The sequence below is a fragment of the Rodentibacter sp. JRC1 genome (assembly GCF_020521555.1).
In the GTDB taxonomy this organism is placed as follows: domain Bacteria; phylum Pseudomonadota; class Gammaproteobacteria; order Enterobacterales; family Pasteurellaceae; genus Rodentibacter; species Rodentibacter abscessus.
Window position 1 is genome coordinate 957,266 of the sequence record NZ_BPWA01000001.1, and the last position, 18,845, is coordinate 976,110.

Sequence of the window (18,845 nt, forward strand, 5' to 3'; positions counted from 1 at the left end):
ATCTTGTAATTGACGTTATTTATGTTCATATCCTTAAATAGTTTAAAGAGGATGATTGATTAGTTCTATAAATATACTGATTATGATAAAAAATATAAAAAAATAAGCGTTTCCTATTTAACTTTAATTAGGAAACGCTTATTTTATATATTGTAAAAGTTAGAATGTTCTACTTGCTTCAATAAATACCTGAGATTTATCATAACTATAAATTGGAATATTACTATCGGTTTTTGTATAATTCCAAGTAATTCTCGGGGTAAAACCGGCATAGTGAAATTCTTTATGCCACAAAGATAGTGATGATGAAAATTCATTATTTCTTTGCTTATTCCCAAAAATAAAAATATCTTTGTATTGGCGTTTTGCAATCCCTAAAGTAAAACTTGATGAAACACCCAAAGGCCACTCTTGCCCCCACGTTAATCTTGTTCCATAGCGGTAATAGGCGTTTGTTTTATCTTTAGCATCCTTATTAATATAATCTATAGAAACATTCCAATATTGTCTAGGGCTGGTAAAATACATTAATGAATTTGTTATTTGATGCAATACACCATCATATAATCGGCTTTGTAGTTTCTTATCATACTTTTCATAACCATAGTTATAGAATAATGAATATTTTAGTGTCGGTGTAATCCAATAACTACCTGAAAGCAATGAACCAAATGTCTTGGTATAACGTTTTAGGGAATTAGAACCATTTAAACCACCACCATACCAACGTTGTTCAATATAAGGTGTAAATTCAATATTAAATCTTGCCGTGGAATATCCCATACCAAAATCAAAATGTGCATTTACATCATTGTATTTCTTATTATTCCAATAATATTTGCTAGAGGTATTTAAATGAGTAATTAAATATTTCCCATTTGATAACGCCCATTGTTTATCTACTCCAAACCATAAAGAAAGCCCTTTACCTGATTCTTTTTCTGTATCATAACTTAGCACTCTACCATTAGGTAATGTTACTGTTGTGCCTTTATCCGCTGAATTTCCGAGGTTAGGATCATTTAAAAATCTAGCTCCAAAAGAAAAATTCCACTTATTTCTATTATTAATTGCCTCAATATATCGATCAAAAACCACTATATCTTGTGGCATAACCACTGAACTTGATCTGAGCTTTTCAAACTGATCTTTAGCCGCTTCATATTCTTGATTAATAAATAATGATTCTGCTAATTGAAAGCGAATAAAATTATTATCTGGAAAATGAGAAATCAGTTTACGATATAAATTCACCGATTTATCCACATTTTTATCTTTAGCTAAAATAGCATTTCCCCAATCAATTAATGAATGATCTGGATTTGGTGTTAATTCATAAATCTGAATATAAACGGGGAGTACCGCTTTATTTTGTCCTATCAAGGCATCTACAAATAGCTTTTCTAAAATTTGAGGATTTTCTCTTAACTGTTTTCCAGTATAACGAATTACTGATTGTTCCTGAGATTTTACAGAAGGAAGGGATTGATTTCTTAATTGAGCTTCCTTTAATTCATTAGCATTAACGGTAGAAAGTGGGTTTACCTCTGTTTGGATAGGATCTCTCTCAAAACTATGCTCTGGCACTGATATACTATTCGCATATACTGACGGAATAAAACCACCGATCATTATTGCCAAAGTGACTTTGTTTAACATAAAACTTTCCTCTTAAAGCAGATTATAGATTTTAAAATACTCAGATATAAATATTTTAAAAACAATAATAGGCAAAAAATAGCCCACAAAAGTGGGCTATTTAAATTTAGCACGATAAACCTAAATTATTTAAGTGGGTTATTCGCATTATTTTGGTCAGTAGACTCTTCCCAAGAATATGTTGGAGCCTCTGGAGTTGGTCCATTTGGTTCTACATTTTGAAGTTTAGCACCGAATGAAGCACCCCAGTTATTTGTAGTATCAACACTTGCAATTGCACCACCTAATTCAGTTGCTTTTGCACCAAATAAACTTGCATTAAATGTTCCTGCAGCACTATCTACCGTACGAGTAGAGGTACCAGAAATACTACCATTATTTGCTAAGTTACCGTTGAAACTCGCTAATTCAACTTTTGCGTACTCTTTGCTACCAGAAACACCGTGTTCCCAAGTATTGTATAAGTTACCTGTAACTTGTTTTGTTGCAAGATCAATGTTTGCATTAACGTGTGTACCACTCACTAATTGTTGCTCATAACCAATAGCGTTTGGAATTCCACCTGCTCTTACAAAATCACGATCAAGATTGTAGGTTACCGCATGACCACGGTAGTTTAACGTACCGCCAGTTGCATCTTTACCAAAGTAAGTATCCTTTAAGGTATTTGCTAAATTAGCATCGTAGCTAGTTCCGTTCACGCCACGGTAGAAGTAGTTATCTTCTGTACCCTCATTACCCTTGCTACCGAAACTTGCAACAACGGTACCATCAGCACCAATTTTCTTACCTTCTTTTAAGTTAGCCGGGTTTACATCACTTAAGCTAGAAGTTACACGACCATATTGAACATAGTGAAGTTGTGAACCAGCAACAAAACCTTCATTTTGGCTGTTTGCTGCTGCTGAAGTTGTATCTTTTGCAGTAAATGGTGCATTTGCTAATGTAGCATCTTGACCTGTACCCTCATTTTTAAGTTCAGAATCGCCCGCTAAGAAAGTTCTGAAACCATAAACTTCTGCTACAGAACCTTTTAATTTCGCATCTGTACGAGCCGCTTTCGTATCTAGAACATCGTCGCCTTCTTGTTTATGAGTGTAGTTTACACGGTCCTGCTCATATACATAAGAAAGCCCTGTATCTTCACCTTTTGTTGCAGTTTTAGTTTCAGATTCGCCATCCGCACGAGCTGTACCTACATTGAGGGTTACTTTTTTATCTTTATAGATATGTTCTAAAGTATGCTCACCTGATGTGTTATCAACATTTCCACGGAAATCAAAATCTTCTAAATAAGCTTGTTTTGCACTACCTTTTACACTTGGTGTTGCAACAACAATTGTATCTAGACTTGGATGAAGCTTAACTGTCATTCCAGTTACTTTATCTGAAGAAGTGCTATCTTTAGCTGTGCCATGACCTACATTTAAGTTAGAGTCATTTTTCTTAACAAATTTAGCACCAACATCTTCTGTCGCTTTAACTAGAGCCTCAGCTTCTGCTGCTGCTTTTTCTGCTGCTGCTTTTTCTGCTGCTGCTTTTTCTGCTGCTGCTTTTTCTGCTGCCGCTTTTTCTGCCGCTTGCTGTTGTGCAGCCTTTTCTGCTTCTGCATTATTGCTTGAACCGCCTGATGAACCACAAGCAGCTAAAATACCTGCAGCAACAAGAGTTAAGCTAAATTTAATTAAATTGTTCATATAAGGTACCTATATTAAATCATAGTTAATTAAAAACTGTGCCTACTGTGACCTAAACAATTGAAAGTAAAGCACGTATTCTTATTTTAGAAAAAGAAAAATCCATATTTCTCTTAATCTTTCTTGATATTAAAGATTCGTTAACTTAAATGACATTAAACCTTGCTGCTCCAGCACACAGTTCCCCATCCGATCGAAATACGATCAAACAGATCTCGTTGCCTAAAGCTAAAAATAGCCATTAACTCATTGAAATTACGAAGTTTTAATACCATTTCCTCACCCTCAGATATTCCTTAAAAAAAGTTTAGCAGAGGGTGTTGTTATCTCTGTAAAGAGATAACAACAAAGAGTATACTCTTTGGGATTTTTTAACTTTTTATATAAAAAACCTTATATAAAAGAAGAACTACCTGTTTAAAATTGTCTTTCTTAAACTAAGGGAACACGATATGGATAAACCTTATAAATAAATTTAAGTATGATGAAAGAAACGTGATATAGATACCTTGAGTAAGGTTTGTTTATAACGATTATATTGGGAAATAATAAGTACCTAGCGATAGCAAAAAATCCACCTTCTACGAAGGTGGATTTTTTGCTGAAATTTAGCCTAAACCTAGGCTAAATATAAATAGTAAGAAACATAATACTGAAGGTTTAAAGTTTAGTGTTGCATAACATCACGGATTAATCGGATTTTTTCGCACGTAATACACGAAGTGCAAAAATCACGATACCGATGATAAACACGATCAAACCTAATACTTCGCCGATGGTGTCCCAGTTCTCAAGATTGAGTGCAAGTGGTGCTTCAGAACCACCGGAAGTAACGGAAGCGGCAATAACGAAAGCCAACACCACGCCCATTAAGCTTTCTCCCACAATTAAGCCTGCGGAAAATAACGTGCCGAAACGCTCCGCTTTGGCGGAAATAGCTTTATTGCCTTGTTTAGCAATATGTCGATTGATAAACCACGCTAAGAATGCGCCTATAACCAACGGCATATTAATAGACGGAGGTAAATAAATACCGATTCCAACCGCCAATATCGGTAATGCAAAAGCATTACGGCTTACTTTTTTCAAGAAAGCATCAATCACGATCAAGCCGGCTCCTAACCCTACACCGGTTAAAATATAGGTCCATTCCAATTGATTTGTGAAAATACCTTGTGAAATGGTTGTCATAATGGTGGCTTGAGGTGCCGAAAGTACTTGGCTCGGATCCATATCCGGACGCGGTAATGCACCGCTAAAACCGTAAGCGTGGTATAAGATTTCCAATACCGGTGCAATCACAAGCGCTCCCACAAAGCAGCCGATGATCAAGGCGACTTGTTGACGCCACGGAGTTGCCTCAACCAGCAAGCCTGTTTTCAAATCTTGTAAGTTATCATTAGAAATGGTCGCTGTCGTAAGTACGATTGAGGCGGTAAAGAGAGTAAGTGCGGTCAAAAATTTCTGCCCGTCTACGCTCTCAAACAAGCCTGAAGCATTGCCGATAGAGACCAGTACAAGTGAAATGACGATCACAGAGATAATTCCAATACCCGAGATAGGACTGGATGAAGAACCGACTAAACCAGCCATATAACCGGATGCCGCTGCCACAAAAAAGCCGATAAACACAGCTAAAAATGTACAAACCACCACCAACAAAATAGAAAGCTCAGGTGAAATCGGGGCGGCTGCAATAAAGTGATGTAAAGAAATCACAATCAATACAACCGTTGCGATTAAAATATAAATCATCGTTTTCGGAGAAAGATCGATATCAATACGATGTTCGGACTCCGTATGCTGTCCTTTCAACATACGGAATGAATACAACATTCCTTCTACCATTGGCTTCATTAACACCAGCAATGTCCAAATTGCCGCAATCCCAATCGTTCCTACACCGATAAAACGCACTTTCGTTTTCCAGATACTCATAGCGAAATCAATCAAACTCATACCTGTAGGTACATCGCTCGATACCATAAAAAACGGCACGGCAACGCCCCAAGTCAACATTATACCGACTAATATTGCGATACCGCCGACAATACCGACAAGATATCCTGCGCCAAGCAATGCTAACGAGAACCCCATCGGCAATTGAAACGCCACTTTAGTTGTTTGAATCCATGCGCTTGCACCATCTGCTATAACTCGTAAACCATTTGTTAAAAATGCCGCTAAACCGGCTAACACACCGCCATAAGCAATATCTTTTACGCCGCTGTCACCATCTTCATGATTGCCGGCTTTCAGAATTTCAGCCGCCGCAACACCTTCAGGATAAGGTAAATCGCTATTTACCACCATTGCACGGCGCAATGGAATGGTAAACAATACACCCAACGTACCGCCGGAAGCACAAATCAGCATTGTTTGCCAGAATGGGAAATCATTCCAGTAGCCCATCATTAATAAACCGGGCAACACAAAAATAACGGAAGAAAGCGTCCCTGCTGCGGAAGCTTGGGTCTGCACCATATTGTTTTCCAAGATACTGGAATCTTTAAAGAATTTCAGCACTGCCATAGAAATAACTGCGGCAGGAATGGAGGAAGCGAAAGTCATTCCGACTTTTAAACCTAAATAGACGTTAGAGGCGGTAAAAATCACCGTAATTAACGCCCCGAGAATAATCCCACGAAGCGTGAGTTCTTTTAAATTTGAATGAGGCATAATTTTTTCCTAGGTTAAATAAAGATATAACCTTGGCAAAAAATTATGAAAAATTCAAGAATTGTTTAAGGTTTCTTTGATTTAATTAAAAAATATTAGAAAATATTCAATAAATAATCGGTTTACTGAAAATTATTAACTAACACGAAGCTCGGTTGTTTAAATAATCCCTTAGCATATAAAGTGCGGTCAAATTTCGGGCTTCATTAAAATGAGGCTCGGCAAGCAATTCATCTAATTTCGTTAATGGGAAACGTACTATTTCCAGTGGTTCGGGTTCATCTCCTTCAAGTTTGCAAGAGTAAAAATCCTCAGCAATAACAATGTTCATAACACTTCGCATATAACTTGGGTTGGTGATGATTGTACGTAAAAAATGAATCTGTTTCGCACCAAGCCCGATTTCTTCTTTCAATTCACGATTTGCCGCCTCTTCCGGGGTTTCCCCTTCATCCATTCCACCTTTTGGAAATCCTAGTTCATAACGCTCCGTACCAACCGCATATTCTCTCACCATCAACAAATCTTCCCCATCAATCGGGATTATCATTACCCCTTGGTGGATACTCGGTTTAAAGCGCTCATAAATACGTTGTTCACCATTGGCAAATTCTAACCCCACCGATTGAATTTCAAATAAACATGATTTTGCCACCGTACGCTGAGACAAAATTTTGGGTAATGCTTTTTGAATATTGGATGACATAGGCTTTCCTTATTTTGTGATATTATCAACACAAACTTTATCATAAATTATAGTGAATTAAATTGAGAAACGTCTACTGCATTGTTGCCTCTCGCTATACTTTGAACAGCCTTCGGCTTGCAGTTTTGTATCTGCTTTAATTCACCCTCTACAAAGAATCATCTCAAATGGAAGAAAAAGAAGTTAGACTTGATAAATGGCTTTGGGCGGCCCGCTTTTATAAAACACGCAGTATCGCAAAAGCGATGATTGAAGGCGGAAAAGTGCATTACAACGGACAACGTGCCAAAGTGAGTAAACTTGTTGAAGTGGGCGCAACCCTAAAATTACGCCAAGGCAATGAAGAAAAAGAAGTGGAAATATTGGCAGTAAGCGATCAACGTCGTGGCGCACCCGAAGCGCAACAGCTCTATCGTGAAACGGAACAAAGCGTGAAAAAACGTGAGCAAATAGCGTGGGCAAGAAAAAATAATGCACTTTCAATGCCTCACCCCGATCGTCGCCCAAATAAAAAAGAACGGCGGGATCTATTGAAGTTTAAGCATCAGGAATAACGGAAAGTGCGGTTGAAAATTTCGATATGATGTATCACTTACATAAAAGTTTTTTTATTCAAATGTAGGGGTGTTAGGCTTGCCGTAACGCACCAAACTCGGGTTGAACGGTGCGTTACGCCTTTGGCTAACACACCCTACTCAGTTTTGTGCAACTTGCTACATAATAATAGAAAATTTAACTGTTTTTTCAACCGCACTTTTTGTAACTGATTTTACGAATTGCTTAAACAACAGATTCCAACACCCAAAGTTCTTGTAAACTTTCGCGACGACGGATTAAATGGGCTTTATCACCGTCCACCAATACTTCTGCCGTACGCGGGCGGGAGTTATAGTTGGAAGACATACTTGCGCCATAAGCACCGGCGGAACATTGTGCAATATAATCCCCTTCGGCAATCGCCAATTCACGTTGTTTACCCAAAAAATCCGAAGTTTCGCACACAGGGCCGACCACATCATAAACGGCTTTTTCGCGCTCTAAAGTGCGGTCAATTTCCACAATATTCATATAGGCTTCATACAACGCAGGACGAATCATATCGTTCATTCCGGTATCAGTGATAGCAAAATGACGGCTTTCATTGCTTTTGAGGTATTGCACTTTTGCCACTAAAATCCCTGCGTTAGCGGAAATCGCTCGTCCCGGCTCAAGAATAATTTCGAGATCTTTATAATCTTTCAATTTTTCTAACAATGCCTTTGCATATTCGCTCGGATGAGGCGGATTTTCGTCCATATAAGTTACCCCTAAGCCACCACCTAAGTCTAAATGCGTTAATACAATACCATCTTGCTTAAGCTGTTCCATCAATACGATCAAACGATCAGCGGCATCTAGAAACGGTTGTAATTCAGTAAGTTGTGAGCCGATATGGCAATCCATACCGATAATTTTCACATTTGGTAAATCGGCTGCCAGCCTATAAACATCCCGAGCTTCATCTACACTTATTCCGAATTTATTTTCTTTCAACCCTGTGGAGATATAAGGGTGAGTGTGTGCATCAACATCAGGATTTACACGCAAAGAGATCGGGGCGACTTTGCCCATTTCACCTGCAATTTGATTAATATGTTTGAGTTCGGAAACCGATTCTACATTAAAGCAGCGAATCCCCACCGCCAAAGCTCGCATAATTTCTTCACGGGATTTCGCCACACCGGAAAACACCACTTTTGAGGCATCACCGCCTGCGGTAAGCACGCGCTCCAATTCTCCCTGAGAAACAATATCAAAACCCGATCCCAATTTTGCCATTACGCTCAATACACCAATATTGGAACAAGATTTCACCGCAAAACAAATTAAATGCGGATGATTTCCTAATGCCGAATCAAAAGCATGCCAGTGGCGTTCTAATGTTGCGCGGGAATAAATATAAAGCGGTGTACCGAATTGTTCCGCAAGTTGCTGAACCGGCAATTGCTCGGCATAGAGTTTTTCATTTTGATATTGGAAGAAATTCATTACTCGTCCTTCTTAGGGGATACTTCTGATTATTGATTTTTCTGCGCCTGTTCTTTTTCAGGGAAATATAACGGCCCTTTTACGCCACAGCCGGTCGCTAAGGCACAAATTGCACTTAATACTAAAACAGATAGTAATTTTTTCATTTTGAGCTCTCGATTCAGGTAGGGGACAATATTTATCTATAAAATTTGCGTAGATTTATAATCTGATCACCCTACGGGATTGTTGGAAAAAGCAGCCGAAAGGCTTTATAATCCGCTGCATTCTATCAGATTTACAAGGAAAAACTTTATGAATGTTGCAGAATTTCACCAAAATATTGAACAAATTTGGCAAAAAATCGAAGAAGAATTAGAAGAACAAGGAGCTGATGCGGATTGTGAAATCCAAGGCTCGGTATTCACCATCACTTTCGGCAACCGCACCCAAATTGTGATTAACAAACAAGAACCCCTACTTGAGCTTTGGCTTGCCGGCAAATTAGGGGGCTTTCATTTTTCTTTCCAAAACGGAGAATGGATTTCTAATGACGGAAAACGTTTTTGGGATCGTTTAACCGAAACTTGCTCAGCTCACGGTGAAAACATTCAATTCTAAAATGACGGCCTCTTCCCCTTCACTAAAAACACCTGAAAAATCGACCGCACTTTCCGTGTTAAATTCGGTATTTGGTTACCAATCTTTCCGTAAAGGGCAAGAAGAAGTAATAAATGCTGCGCTGGATGGGCAAGATACGTTGGTGGTAATGGCGACGGGGAATGGGAAATCGCTTTGCTATCAAATTCCCGCTCTCTGTTTTGACGGGCTAACACTAGTGATTTCACCGTTAATCTCTTTAATGAAGGATCAAGTGGATCAGCTTCAAGCCAACGGTATCGAAGCTGATTTTCTCAATTCAAGTCAAACGCAGGAACAACAGCAGCAGGTACAAAATAAACTCATCTCAGGACAACTAAAACTTCTTTACGTCTCCCCTGAAAAAGTGATGACGAACAGTTTTTTTCAATTGATTTCCTACTGCCAAGTGAGTTTTATCGCCATTGATGAGGCTCATTGCATCTCCCAGTGGGGGCACGATTTTCGCCCGGAATATACGCAACTTGGTGGTTTAAAATCCAGTTTTCCGAATGCGCCGATTATGGCATTGACGGCGACGGCAGATTATGCCACACGGCAGGATATTCTCACACATCTCAAACTCAAAAATCCGCATAAATATATCGGTAGCTTTGATCGTCCGAATATTCGTTACACTTTAGAAGAAAAATTCAAACCGATGGAGCAACTCACCCGTTTTGTGCTGGCGCAAAAAGGCAAAAGCGGAATTGTGTACTGCAATAGCCGTAGTAAAGTAGAAAGAATTGCAGAAAGCCTACGTAACAAAGGGGTATCTGCCGCCGCTTACCACGCGGGAATGGAAAGCTCTCAGCGTGAACGGGTACAACAAGATTTTCAGCGCGATAACGTACAAATTGTCGTAGCGACAATTGCTTTTGGTATGGGAATTAATAAATCGAATGTGCGCTTTGTCGTACATTTTGATTTACCGCGCAGCATTGAATCTTACTACCAAGAAACCGGCCGTGCGGGACGTGATGATCTACCGGCTGAAGCCGTATTATTTTACGAACCAGCAGATTACGCTTGGCTACAAAAAATTCTGTTAGAAAAACCGGAAAGCGCACAACGTCAAATCGAACAACACAAATTAGAAGCTATCGGTGAATTTGCCGAAAGCCAAACTTGCCGCCGTTTGGTACTACTCAACTATTTCGGTGAACAACGCCAAACGCCGTGCAATAATTGCGATATTTGTCTCGATCCGCCGAAAACCTATGATGGCTTAGTGGATGCCCAGAAAGTGATGTCCACGATTTATCGCGTAGGGCAATGTTTCGGTGCACAATATGTGATTAGCGTACTACGCGGAATGCATCACCAAAAAATTATCGAACGCCAACACGACAAACTCAGTGTCTATGGTATTGGTAAAGATAAAAGTAAAGAACATTGGCAATCCGTGATTCGCCAACTTATTCATCTTGGTTTTGTTCACCAAGTTATTGGTGATTTCAACGCCACATTGCAGCTCACAAAAAGCGCAAAAGCAGTACTAAAAGGTGAAATAACATTGAAACTCGCAATGCCACGTATTTCTGCAATTCAAAAAATCGCTCACAGCCCACAACGCACAACATTGACAAATTACGATAAAGATTTGTTTGCCCGCCTGCGTTTTTTACGTAAGCAAATCGCCGACAAAGAAAATATCCCTCCTTACATCGTGTTTAATGACGCAACTCTACAAGAAATGGCACAATATATGCCGATCTCCAACATTGAAATGTTGCAAATTAATGGCGTCGGTTCGATTAAACTCGAACGTTTCGCTCAACCTTTTATAACATTAATTAAGGAGCATAAAGCGATTTTGGAAAAGGCACAAAAGAATAACGGTGAATCAGCCGGTGAAAATGAATTAATGCTTAATTAAACCATTAGAAAGAAGATAAAAAAATCCGATTGATTCAACATCAATCGGATTTTTATAAGTAGTGCGGAAAACATCAAAAATATTGACCGCACTTTAAAGATTAGAATTTCCAACCGACTGCTGCGCCACCGGCATAATCACCGGAATTATTCGCACTACCTCCAATCTTAATGACAATTCTACCATTGTCAGTTACACGGGAGTAGCCAACGGCAACAGCCGATGCGCCACGGTAAGTACCTCCCCCTACGCTCACGATACTTTCGCCGGCACGGTAGGATTGTGGTAGCAAGCTCATTGCTACTGCAGAAGCAATACCACTACGTAAACGACGATCCACCTTATGAATTCGATTATGTACTTCACCTAAACCTAATGAAAGTTGTTTATTGAAGAAACCTAAATTCACTGCATCATTTGGTGCGATCGGATCGGCTACATTGGTCAAACGTACCGGTTTATCTTTATCTTGACCATTCAAGCCGACAACATTGGTACGGGTTCTGGAAACATCTCCCTTATCATCAATATAGAGTAATGGACCGGAAATTTGTAACTGTGTTAACGCATCAGTTAATTTTTTCTTACTATCATCACCATAAATATCAAAGTTACCTTCAATATCTGAATTGCCTAAATCAATTTTTGCATTTTCAGATAAGGTTAGCGATTTGTTAACTACCACATCACCTAAAGTTGTCGTACCGTTAATCGTCACATCTTTCTCAAAGATTGCATTACCTTTGGTTAAACTATCACCTTCAACGGTTGAGTTACCTTTAATTAGGTTATCTCCTTCAACTGTCGCGTTACCTTTCGTTAACGTATCTTTCTCGAAGGTCGCATTGCCTTTCGTTAGGCTGTCGCCTTCAACGGTTGAATTACCCTTAATTAGGCTATTACCTTCAACTGTCGCATTCCCTTTCGTTAACGTATCTTTCTCAAAGATTGCATTACCTTTCGTTAGGCTGTCGCCTTCAACGGTTGAATTACCCTTAATTAGGCTATTACCTTCAACTGTCGCATTGCCCTTCGTTAACGTATCTTTCTCGAAGGTTGCATTACCTTTCGTTAGGCTGTCGCCTTCAACGGTTGAATTACCCTTAATTAGGCTATTACCTTCAACTGTCGCATTGCCCTTCGTTAACGTATCTTTCTCGAAGGTCGCATTGCCTTTCGTTAGGCTGTCACCCTCAACGGTTGAATTACCCTTAATTAGGCTATTACCTTCAACTGTCGCATTCCCTTTCGTTAACGTATCTTTCTCGAAGGTTGCATTACCTTTCGTTAGGCTGTCACCCTCAACGGTTGAATTACCCTTAATTAGGCTATTACCTTCAACTGTCGCGTTACCTTTCGTGATCGTGTCTTTCTCAAAGGTTGCATTGCCTTTCGTGGTTAAATCACCACCAATGGTTGCATTGTCCGTCACATTCAACGTTTTCGTCGTCGTTGTGCCATTAACCGTCACATCTTTCTCAAACGTTGCATTACCTTTCGTTAGGCTATCGCCTTCAACTGTCGCATTGCCCTTCGTTACCGTATCTTTCTCGAAGGTTGCATTGCCTTTCGTGGTTAAATCTCCACCTATGGTTGCATTTTCTGTGACATTTAACGCTTTGGTTGTTGTCGTTCCGTTAACCGTTACGTCTTTTTCAAAAGTTGCATTACCTTTCGTTAAGGTGTCTTTCTCGAAGGTTGCATTGCCTTTCGTTAGACTGTCGCCTTCAACGATTGAATTACCCTTAACCGTACTGTTTCCACCCACACTGAGATCTTTTGCGATACTAGCGTTATTCGTAACATTTAGGTCCTTGGTTGTGGTTGTACCGTTTACAACTAAATTGCCACCAATACTTGCATTACCTGTCGCTGTTAAATTATTAAATACCGGATTTTTTGACATCAAAATTTCAATAGCTCCGGTCGTAATATTGGAAATCGTACGAATATTACTACTATCGGCGTCCTCTGTATCGGCAAGACTACCTTTAATCGTTAAGGTATCACCCAATTTACGATTAACGATTTCACCATCATTACCTGTAAAATTCATCCCTTTATCTGTCATATTGTTAAAGTTTTGAATTGTGGTATAAAGCTGTCCGCCGGTTACCGCATCAGAACTGCCACTTGTGATATTTCCTTCGCCAATATTGCTAATAACATTGCCACCCATATTGACTTTTGTGCCATTAGCGATAGTAAAGCTGCTATTAACCCCTCCAAGAGTCGTATTGCCTTGAACTGTCAAATCTTTACCAATAACTGCGCTATCTGTTACGTTTAAGTCTTTAGTTGTAGTTGTGCCATTCACGGTCACATCTTTCTCGAAAGTAGCGTTACCTTTGGTTGTTAACTCACCATTGATTGTTGCGTTTTCTGTCACATTCAACGTTTTCGTTGTCGTTGTTCCATTTACGGTCACATCTTTCTCGAAAGTAGCATTACCTTTCGTTAACGTATCTTTCTCAAAGGTCGCATTGCCTTTGGTTGTTAACTCACCATTGATTGTTGCATTTTCTGTCACATTCAACGTTTTCGTTGTCGTTGTTCCATTTACGGTCACATCTTTCTCGAAAGTAGCGTTACCTTTCGTTAACGTATCTTTCTCAAAGGTCGCATTGCCTTTGGTTGTTAACTCACCATTGATTGTTGCATTTTCTGTCACATTCAACGTTTTCGTCGTCGTTGTGCCATTTACGGTCACATCTTTCTCGAAAGTAGCGTTACCTTTCGTTAACGTATCTTTCTCAAAGGTCGCATTGCCTTTGGTTGTTAACTCACCATTGATTGTTGCGTTTTCTGTCACATTCAACGTTTTGGTTGTCGTTGTGCCATTTACGGTCACATCTTTCTCGAAAGTAGCGTTACCTTTCGTTAACGTATCTTTCTCAAAGGTCGCATTGCCTTTGGTTGTTAACTCACCATTGATTGTTGCATTTTCTGTCACATTCAACGTTTTCGTCGTCGTTGTGCCATTTACGGTCACATCTTTCTCGAAAGTAGCGTTACCTTTCGTTAACGTATCTTTCTCAAAGGTCGCATTGCCTTTGGTTGTTAACTCACCATTGATTGTTGCGTTTTCTGTCACATTCAACGTTTTGGTTGTCGTTGTGCCATTTACGGTCACATCTTTCTCGAAAGTAGCGTTACCTTTGGTTACACTTTCACCTTCAATTGTTGAATTACCTTTAACCGTACTGTTTCCGCCCACAGTGAGATCTTTCGTGATATTAGCGTTATTCGTAACGCTTAAATCTTTGGTTGTGGTTGTGCCATTTACGGTCACATCTTTCTCGAAAGTAGCGTTGCCTTTGGTTACACTTTCACCTTCAATTGTTGAGTTACCTTTAACCGTACTGTTTCCGCCCACAGTGAGATCTTTCGTGATATTAGCGTTATTCGTAACACTTAAATCTTTAGTTGTCGTTGTTCCATTTACGGTCACATCTTTCTCGAAAGTAGCGTTGCCTTTGGTTACACTTTCACCTTCAATTGTTGAGTTACCTTTAACCGTACTGTTTCCGCCCACAGTGAGATCTTTCGTGATATTAGCGTTATTCGTAACGCTTAAATCTTTAGTTGTGGTTGTGCCATTTACGGTCACATCTTTCTCGAAAGTAGCGTTGCCTTTGGTTAAACTATCTCCTGCAACAGTTAGGTTTCCACCGATATTTGCGTTTCCCGTTGTATTTAAAGTTTCAAACTCAGGATTTTCTGCAATTTGAATTTCTACTTTGCCATCAGTCACAACGGTTTTCACATTTTTCGAACTGTAGCTACCCGTAGTCGTTCCATTGCCTGAAATATTTAGGGTTTCACCTAATTTACGGCTTGTATTACCTTCGTTACCAACAAAAGTTAATGGGTTATTAGTTAAGTTGCTTAAATTCTTTGATACCGCATCTAACTGACCTTTATTAACCGCATCAGTTGAATTTGTTCCATTTGCTACACCACCAACAACATTATTTCCCATATTAATGGTTGTACCATTCGTAACAGAGAAGTTTTTACCCGCTCCACCGATAGTGGTATTACCGGATAATGTTGTTTCACCTCTAGAAACTAGAGTTGTATTAAATGTGCCATTATTTGCCACAATATCTTCAGCATTGAGCTTAGTAATATTGGCATTGGTTGAATTTAAGTTTGTGATCGTACCATTAGTTGAATTCAAGTTAGTGATCGTACCGTTAGTAGAATTCAGGTTGGTGATCGTACCATTGGTTGAATTCAAGTTAGTAATTGTACCGTTCGTTGAATTCAAGTTAGTAATTGTACCGTTCGTTGAATTCAGGTTGGTGATCGTACCGTTGGTTGAATTCAAGTTGGTGATCGTACCGTTGGTTGAATTCAAGTTAGTAATTGTACCGTTCGTAGAATTCAGATTAGTAATCGTACCGTTGGTTGAACTGATATTAGTTGCATTAGTCGTTGCATTTGTGATCAAGCCTTTAACATCAGCCAAAGTTGTCGCATCATTATCATTTTGAGCTTTACCAATATTGCTTAAAACAACGCCATTGCCGTCAAATCTACTTCCCGTTTCTAATTTGATAGTCTTGCCCGAACCACCTAAAGTTACATCACCTTTCGCAATAAAATTGTTCGTAGTTAATGTTCCGGTAACTTCAGCATTCTTCGCTGTTAAGTTATTGGTGACATTCGCATCTTTTGCAGTTAATGTTTCCGTAACATTTGCGTTCTTCGCTGTTAAGTTATTGGTGACATTCGCGTCTTTTGCTGTCAATGTTTCCGTAACGTTCGCGTTCTTCGCTGTTAGGTTGTTGGTGACATTCGCGTCTTTTGCTGTCAATGTTTCCGTAACGTTCGCGTTCTTCGCTGTTAGGTTGTTGGTGACATTCGCGTCTTTTGCTGTCAATGTTTCCGTAACGTTCGCGTTCTTCGCTGTTAGGTTGTTGGTGACATTCGCATCTTTTGCTGTCAATGTTTCCGTAACGTTCGCGTTCTTCGCTGTTAGGTTGTTGGTGACATTCGCATCTTTTGCTGTCAATGTTTCCGTAACATTTGCATTTTTTGCCGTTAGGTTGTTGGTGACATTCGCATCTTTTGCAGTTAATGTTTCCGTAACATTTGCGTTCTTCGCTGTTAAGTTATTGGTGACATTCGCGTCTTTTGCTGTCAATGTTTCCGTAACGTTCGCGTTCTTCGCTGTTAGGTTGTTGGTGACATTCGCATCTTTTGCTGTCAATGTTTCTGTGATATTCGCATTCTTCGCAGTAATATTTTCAAATTCAGGATTGTCTGCAATTTGAATTTCTACTTTGCCATTAGTTACAGCAGTTTTTACATTTTTACCTGAATATGAACCGCTTGTTTTACCTTCACCAGTAATAGAAATTGTGCTACCTAAAAGTTGCTTAGCCGTACCGTTATTCCCAGCAAATGTAATACCATCGTTTTTTAATTTTTCATCTAGTCGATTAGCTGTCGCATTAGCAGTATTCGCTGTTGTATTCGCATTATTAGCTGTGCTATTTGCCGCATTCGCAGTGGTATTGGCGGTGTTTGCCGTGGTATTTGCTGCATTCGCAGTGGTATTGGCAGTGTTTGCTGTACTATTTGCCGTATTCGCCGTAGTATTGGCATTATTTGCTGTGGTATTTGCTGCATTCGCAGTGGTATTGGCAGTGTTTGCCGTGGTATTTGCTGCATTCGCAGTTGTGTTCGCTGCCGTTGCAACAGTATTCACCGCATCTAACTGGACTTTATTAACCGCATCATTATTTCCCGTACCATTCGCAACATTGGTAATGCGGTTGTTACCGGCATTTACTGTTGTTCCCGAGGCGATAGTTACGGATTTACCGCTGCCGCCTAAATTCACATTACCGCTTAAATTCGATGTGCCGGTTGCAGTTAAATCGGTGAAAGACGGGCTATCTACCGTTTTAACAGTGATTGTGCTACCGTTACGGCTAACATTAATATTCTTCCCTTCTTTAATAGTCAGTGTTTTATTTCTTGAGATCTTCTCTCCATTGGTTTCACTATTGGCTTTTAATGTGAAACCACTGTTATTTAATGCGCTATTAACGGCGGTTGCAACCGTGCTTGCCGTTGTAAGACCTGCTGTACCACTTGTTGAGGCGTTACCATTGTTATCAACAGTAATACCTTGTGTAACAGTATTGATTTTAACCGTTCCTGAATTGCTTACACTTGTTGTGGTATAATTGCCATTCGCAAAATTCACCACTTTATTATTACTAATACGACTTTTATTTGCTCCATTTTCCTGAACATTAAAACCACTATAAGTCAATACCGCATATAATTGGCTACCATTTACAGCATCGGTTGAATCAGCCGTCACAGCACCCGGTGCAACATTAACAATTTGGCGAGTTGCCGTGTCATTTCCGACAGAAACAACCCCAACAGCTGTTCCCTGATAAGAAGCTGTCTGATTCTGTCCTGTGTCATTACGATAAGTGAATCCCGTCACTGTCGAAGCTGCTTTTGTCGTAGCATTTGAACCTAACGCAACGGAATCTTTATGACTTGCTATCGCTTTATAACCAAGTGTGGAGACATATTCTGCTTTCGCCTCACTCATATAACCTGCTACGATAGAACCTCTTTGATCCGCCTTACTACCGGCGCCCAGTGCGGTAGACCAACCTACTGAAGCGCTTGAACCTTGACCGATTGCTGTCGTTTGTCCACCAGCAGTTCTAGTATCAGGGCCTATAGCCAAAGTTAATTCACCTGCTGCGGTAGAATTAGGACCTATCGCTATAGTCGCCCTTGCCGTACCATTTGCTACCGCACCATTACCTATCGCAACACCACGACCTGCCGTGGCATTCAATCCCATTGCGACACCGCCATAGGCGACTACACTCGTATTAGTACCAAAAGCTGCGCCATTCCCACTAATTACATTTGAATTATTCCCAATTGCAATAGCTCCGCCAGCCAGAGCTTTACTGGATGTCCCGATACCAATACCACCTTCTTCGGTAACATTCGCCTCACGACCAATCGCAACCGAGGCACTGCCAGCCGCCTTAGCTCCACTACCAAATGCAGCTGAATCAGTTCCCGTTGCCTCGGCGTTTGAACCTATTGCCGAGGATGACTCATTTTTTGCCTTAGCTTTATAACCCAATGTTATACTCGTTCTTCCTTGAGCATGGGCCCCTGTACCAATCGCAATTGCCCCAGCACCTGATGCAGTTGCCCTATTTTCTCCCAAGTCAGCTCGTCCTTCCGCTCCAATAGCTAAGGAATTAGAGTCAGATTCCCCATTCGTCCGGCCACCAGCAATAGCAATTCCTTTTTGTTGCCGATCTCGAATTTCAGACTTAATTTGAGTCCGATCAGCATCTACAGCCCAAGTATTCTGTGTAATAATAAGTGCTATTCCACCGGTTATCGTTCCCAAATGTAATAATTTTTTCAATCCTAAAGTTGGCTTTTTCTCAGACTTGGTAGAGGATTTCACATGCCCCTTTGCTAACTCAGATACAACCACCCAACTTTGGGTTGCGTGACTAAAAATGATTTTGAAGATTTTATTCATAATGAAATACCCTCTACTAAACTA

General features: G+C 39.9%; 10 protein-coding genes. 3 read left to right on the forward strand and 7 right to left on the reverse strand.

Going from position 1 to position 18,845, the window contains the following annotated elements; all coding sequences use genetic code 11:
• Positions 1 to 159: 159 nt before the first annotated feature.
• The 4 genes from HEMROJRC1_RS04265 to nudE form a co-directional block, all read right to left on the reverse strand.
• On the reverse strand, positions 160 to 1,659 hold the full coding sequence (locus HEMROJRC1_RS04265; protein WP_226691776.1) for a surface lipoprotein assembly modifier: 1,500 nt from the start codon (positions 1,657 to 1,659) through the stop codon (positions 160 to 162).
• A gap of 125 nt (positions 1,660 to 1,784) precedes the next feature.
• Positions 1,785 to 3,356: a transferrin-binding protein-like solute binding protein gene (locus tag HEMROJRC1_RS04270; protein WP_226691777.1), complete on the reverse strand. Its 1,572-nt coding sequence runs from the start codon at positions 3,354 to 3,356 to the stop codon at positions 1,785 to 1,787.
• A gap of 690 nt (positions 3,357 to 4,046) precedes the next feature.
• A complete protein-coding gene (locus HEMROJRC1_RS04275; RefSeq protein WP_226691778.1) occupies positions 4,047 to 6,035 on the reverse strand; it encodes an OPT family oligopeptide transporter in 1,989 nt (662 codons plus the stop codon).
• 139 nt (positions 6,036 to 6,174) lie between these two features.
• Positions 6,175 to 6,741, reverse strand: a complete 567-nt coding sequence (nudE, locus tag HEMROJRC1_RS04280; RefSeq protein ID WP_226691779.1) for an ADP compounds hydrolase NudE — start codon at positions 6,739 to 6,741, stop codon at positions 6,175 to 6,177.
• A 167-nt stretch (positions 6,742 to 6,908) separates the two neighbouring features.
• On the opposite strand from nudE, the gene hslR reads away from it, so the two are divergent.
• Positions 6,909 to 7,295 (forward strand): ribosome-associated heat shock protein Hsp15, encoded by a 387-nt coding sequence (gene hslR, locus HEMROJRC1_RS04285; RefSeq protein WP_226691780.1) that lies wholly within the window; start codon positions 6,909 to 6,911, stop codon positions 7,293 to 7,295.
• Positions 7,296 to 7,521: 226 nt separating this feature from the next.
• Here the strand turns inward: hslR and lysA are convergent, their stop codons facing one another.
• Both lysA and HEMROJRC1_RS04295 read right to left on the reverse strand, forming a co-directional pair.
• Positions 7,522 to 8,769: a diaminopimelate decarboxylase gene (gene lysA / locus HEMROJRC1_RS04290; protein ID WP_226691781.1), complete on the reverse strand. Its 1,248-nt coding sequence runs from the start codon at positions 8,767 to 8,769 to the stop codon at positions 7,522 to 7,524.
• Between the two features lie 29 nt (positions 8,770 to 8,798).
• Complete coding sequence (locus HEMROJRC1_RS04295) at positions 8,799 to 8,915, reverse strand: lipoprotein (RefSeq protein WP_226691782.1); 117 nt, start codon at positions 8,913 to 8,915, stop codon at positions 8,799 to 8,801.
• Positions 8,916 to 9,063: 148 nt separating this feature from the next.
• Between HEMROJRC1_RS04295 and cyaY the strand changes: the two genes are divergently transcribed.
• Entirely contained in the window at positions 9,064 to 9,369 is a 306-nt protein-coding gene (gene cyaY / locus HEMROJRC1_RS04300) for an iron donor protein CyaY (RefSeq protein WP_226691783.1), read from the forward strand.
• A gap of 1 nt (position 9,370) precedes the next feature.
• Positions 9,371 to 11,266 (forward strand): DNA helicase RecQ, encoded by a 1,896-nt coding sequence (recQ, locus tag HEMROJRC1_RS04305; protein ID WP_226691784.1) that lies wholly within the window; start codon positions 9,371 to 9,373, stop codon positions 11,264 to 11,266.
• 100 nt (positions 11,267 to 11,366) lie between these two features.
• Here the strand turns inward: recQ and HEMROJRC1_RS04310 are convergent, their stop codons facing one another.
• Entirely contained in the window at positions 11,367 to 18,821 is a 7,455-nt protein-coding gene (locus HEMROJRC1_RS04310; protein WP_226691785.1) for an ESPR-type extended signal peptide-containing protein, read from the reverse strand.
• Between the last annotated feature and the right edge of the window lie 24 nt (positions 18,822 to 18,845).

What these genes read in the sequence shown, in the direction of transcription:
- HEMROJRC1_RS04265 (WP_226691776.1), bottom strand. Translation starts at nt 1,659, where the DNA reads ATGTTAAACAAAGTCACTTTGGCAATAATGATCGGTGGTTTTATTCCG.
- HEMROJRC1_RS04270 (WP_226691777.1), bottom strand. Translation starts at nt 3,356, where the DNA reads ATGAACAATTTAATTAAATTTAGCTTAACTCTTGTTGCTGCAGGTATT.
- HEMROJRC1_RS04275 (WP_226691778.1), bottom strand. Translation starts at nt 6,035, where the DNA reads ATGCCTCATTCAAATTTAAAAGAACTCACGCTTCGTGGGATTATTCTC.
- nudE (WP_226691779.1), bottom strand. Translation starts at nt 6,741, where the DNA reads ATGTCATCCAATATTCAAAAAGCATTACCCAAAATTTTGTCTCAGCGT.
- hslR (WP_226691780.1), top strand. Translation starts at nt 6,909, where the DNA reads ATGGAAGAAAAAGAAGTTAGACTTGATAAATGGCTTTGGGCGGCCCGC.
- lysA (WP_226691781.1), bottom strand. Translation starts at nt 8,769, where the DNA reads ATGAATTTCTTCCAATATCAAAATGAAAAACTCTATGCCGAGCAATTG.
- HEMROJRC1_RS04295 (WP_226691782.1), bottom strand. Translation starts at nt 8,915, where the DNA reads ATGAAAAAATTACTATCTGTTTTAGTATTAAGTGCAATTTGTGCCTTA.
- cyaY (WP_226691783.1), top strand. Translation starts at nt 9,064, where the DNA reads ATGAATGTTGCAGAATTTCACCAAAATATTGAACAAATTTGGCAAAAA.
- recQ (WP_226691784.1), top strand. Translation starts at nt 9,371, where the DNA reads ATGACGGCCTCTTCCCCTTCACTAAAAACACCTGAAAAATCGACCGCA.
- HEMROJRC1_RS04310 (WP_226691785.1), bottom strand. Translation starts at nt 18,821, where the DNA reads ATGAATAAAATCTTCAAAATCATTTTTAGTCACGCAACCCAAAGTTGG.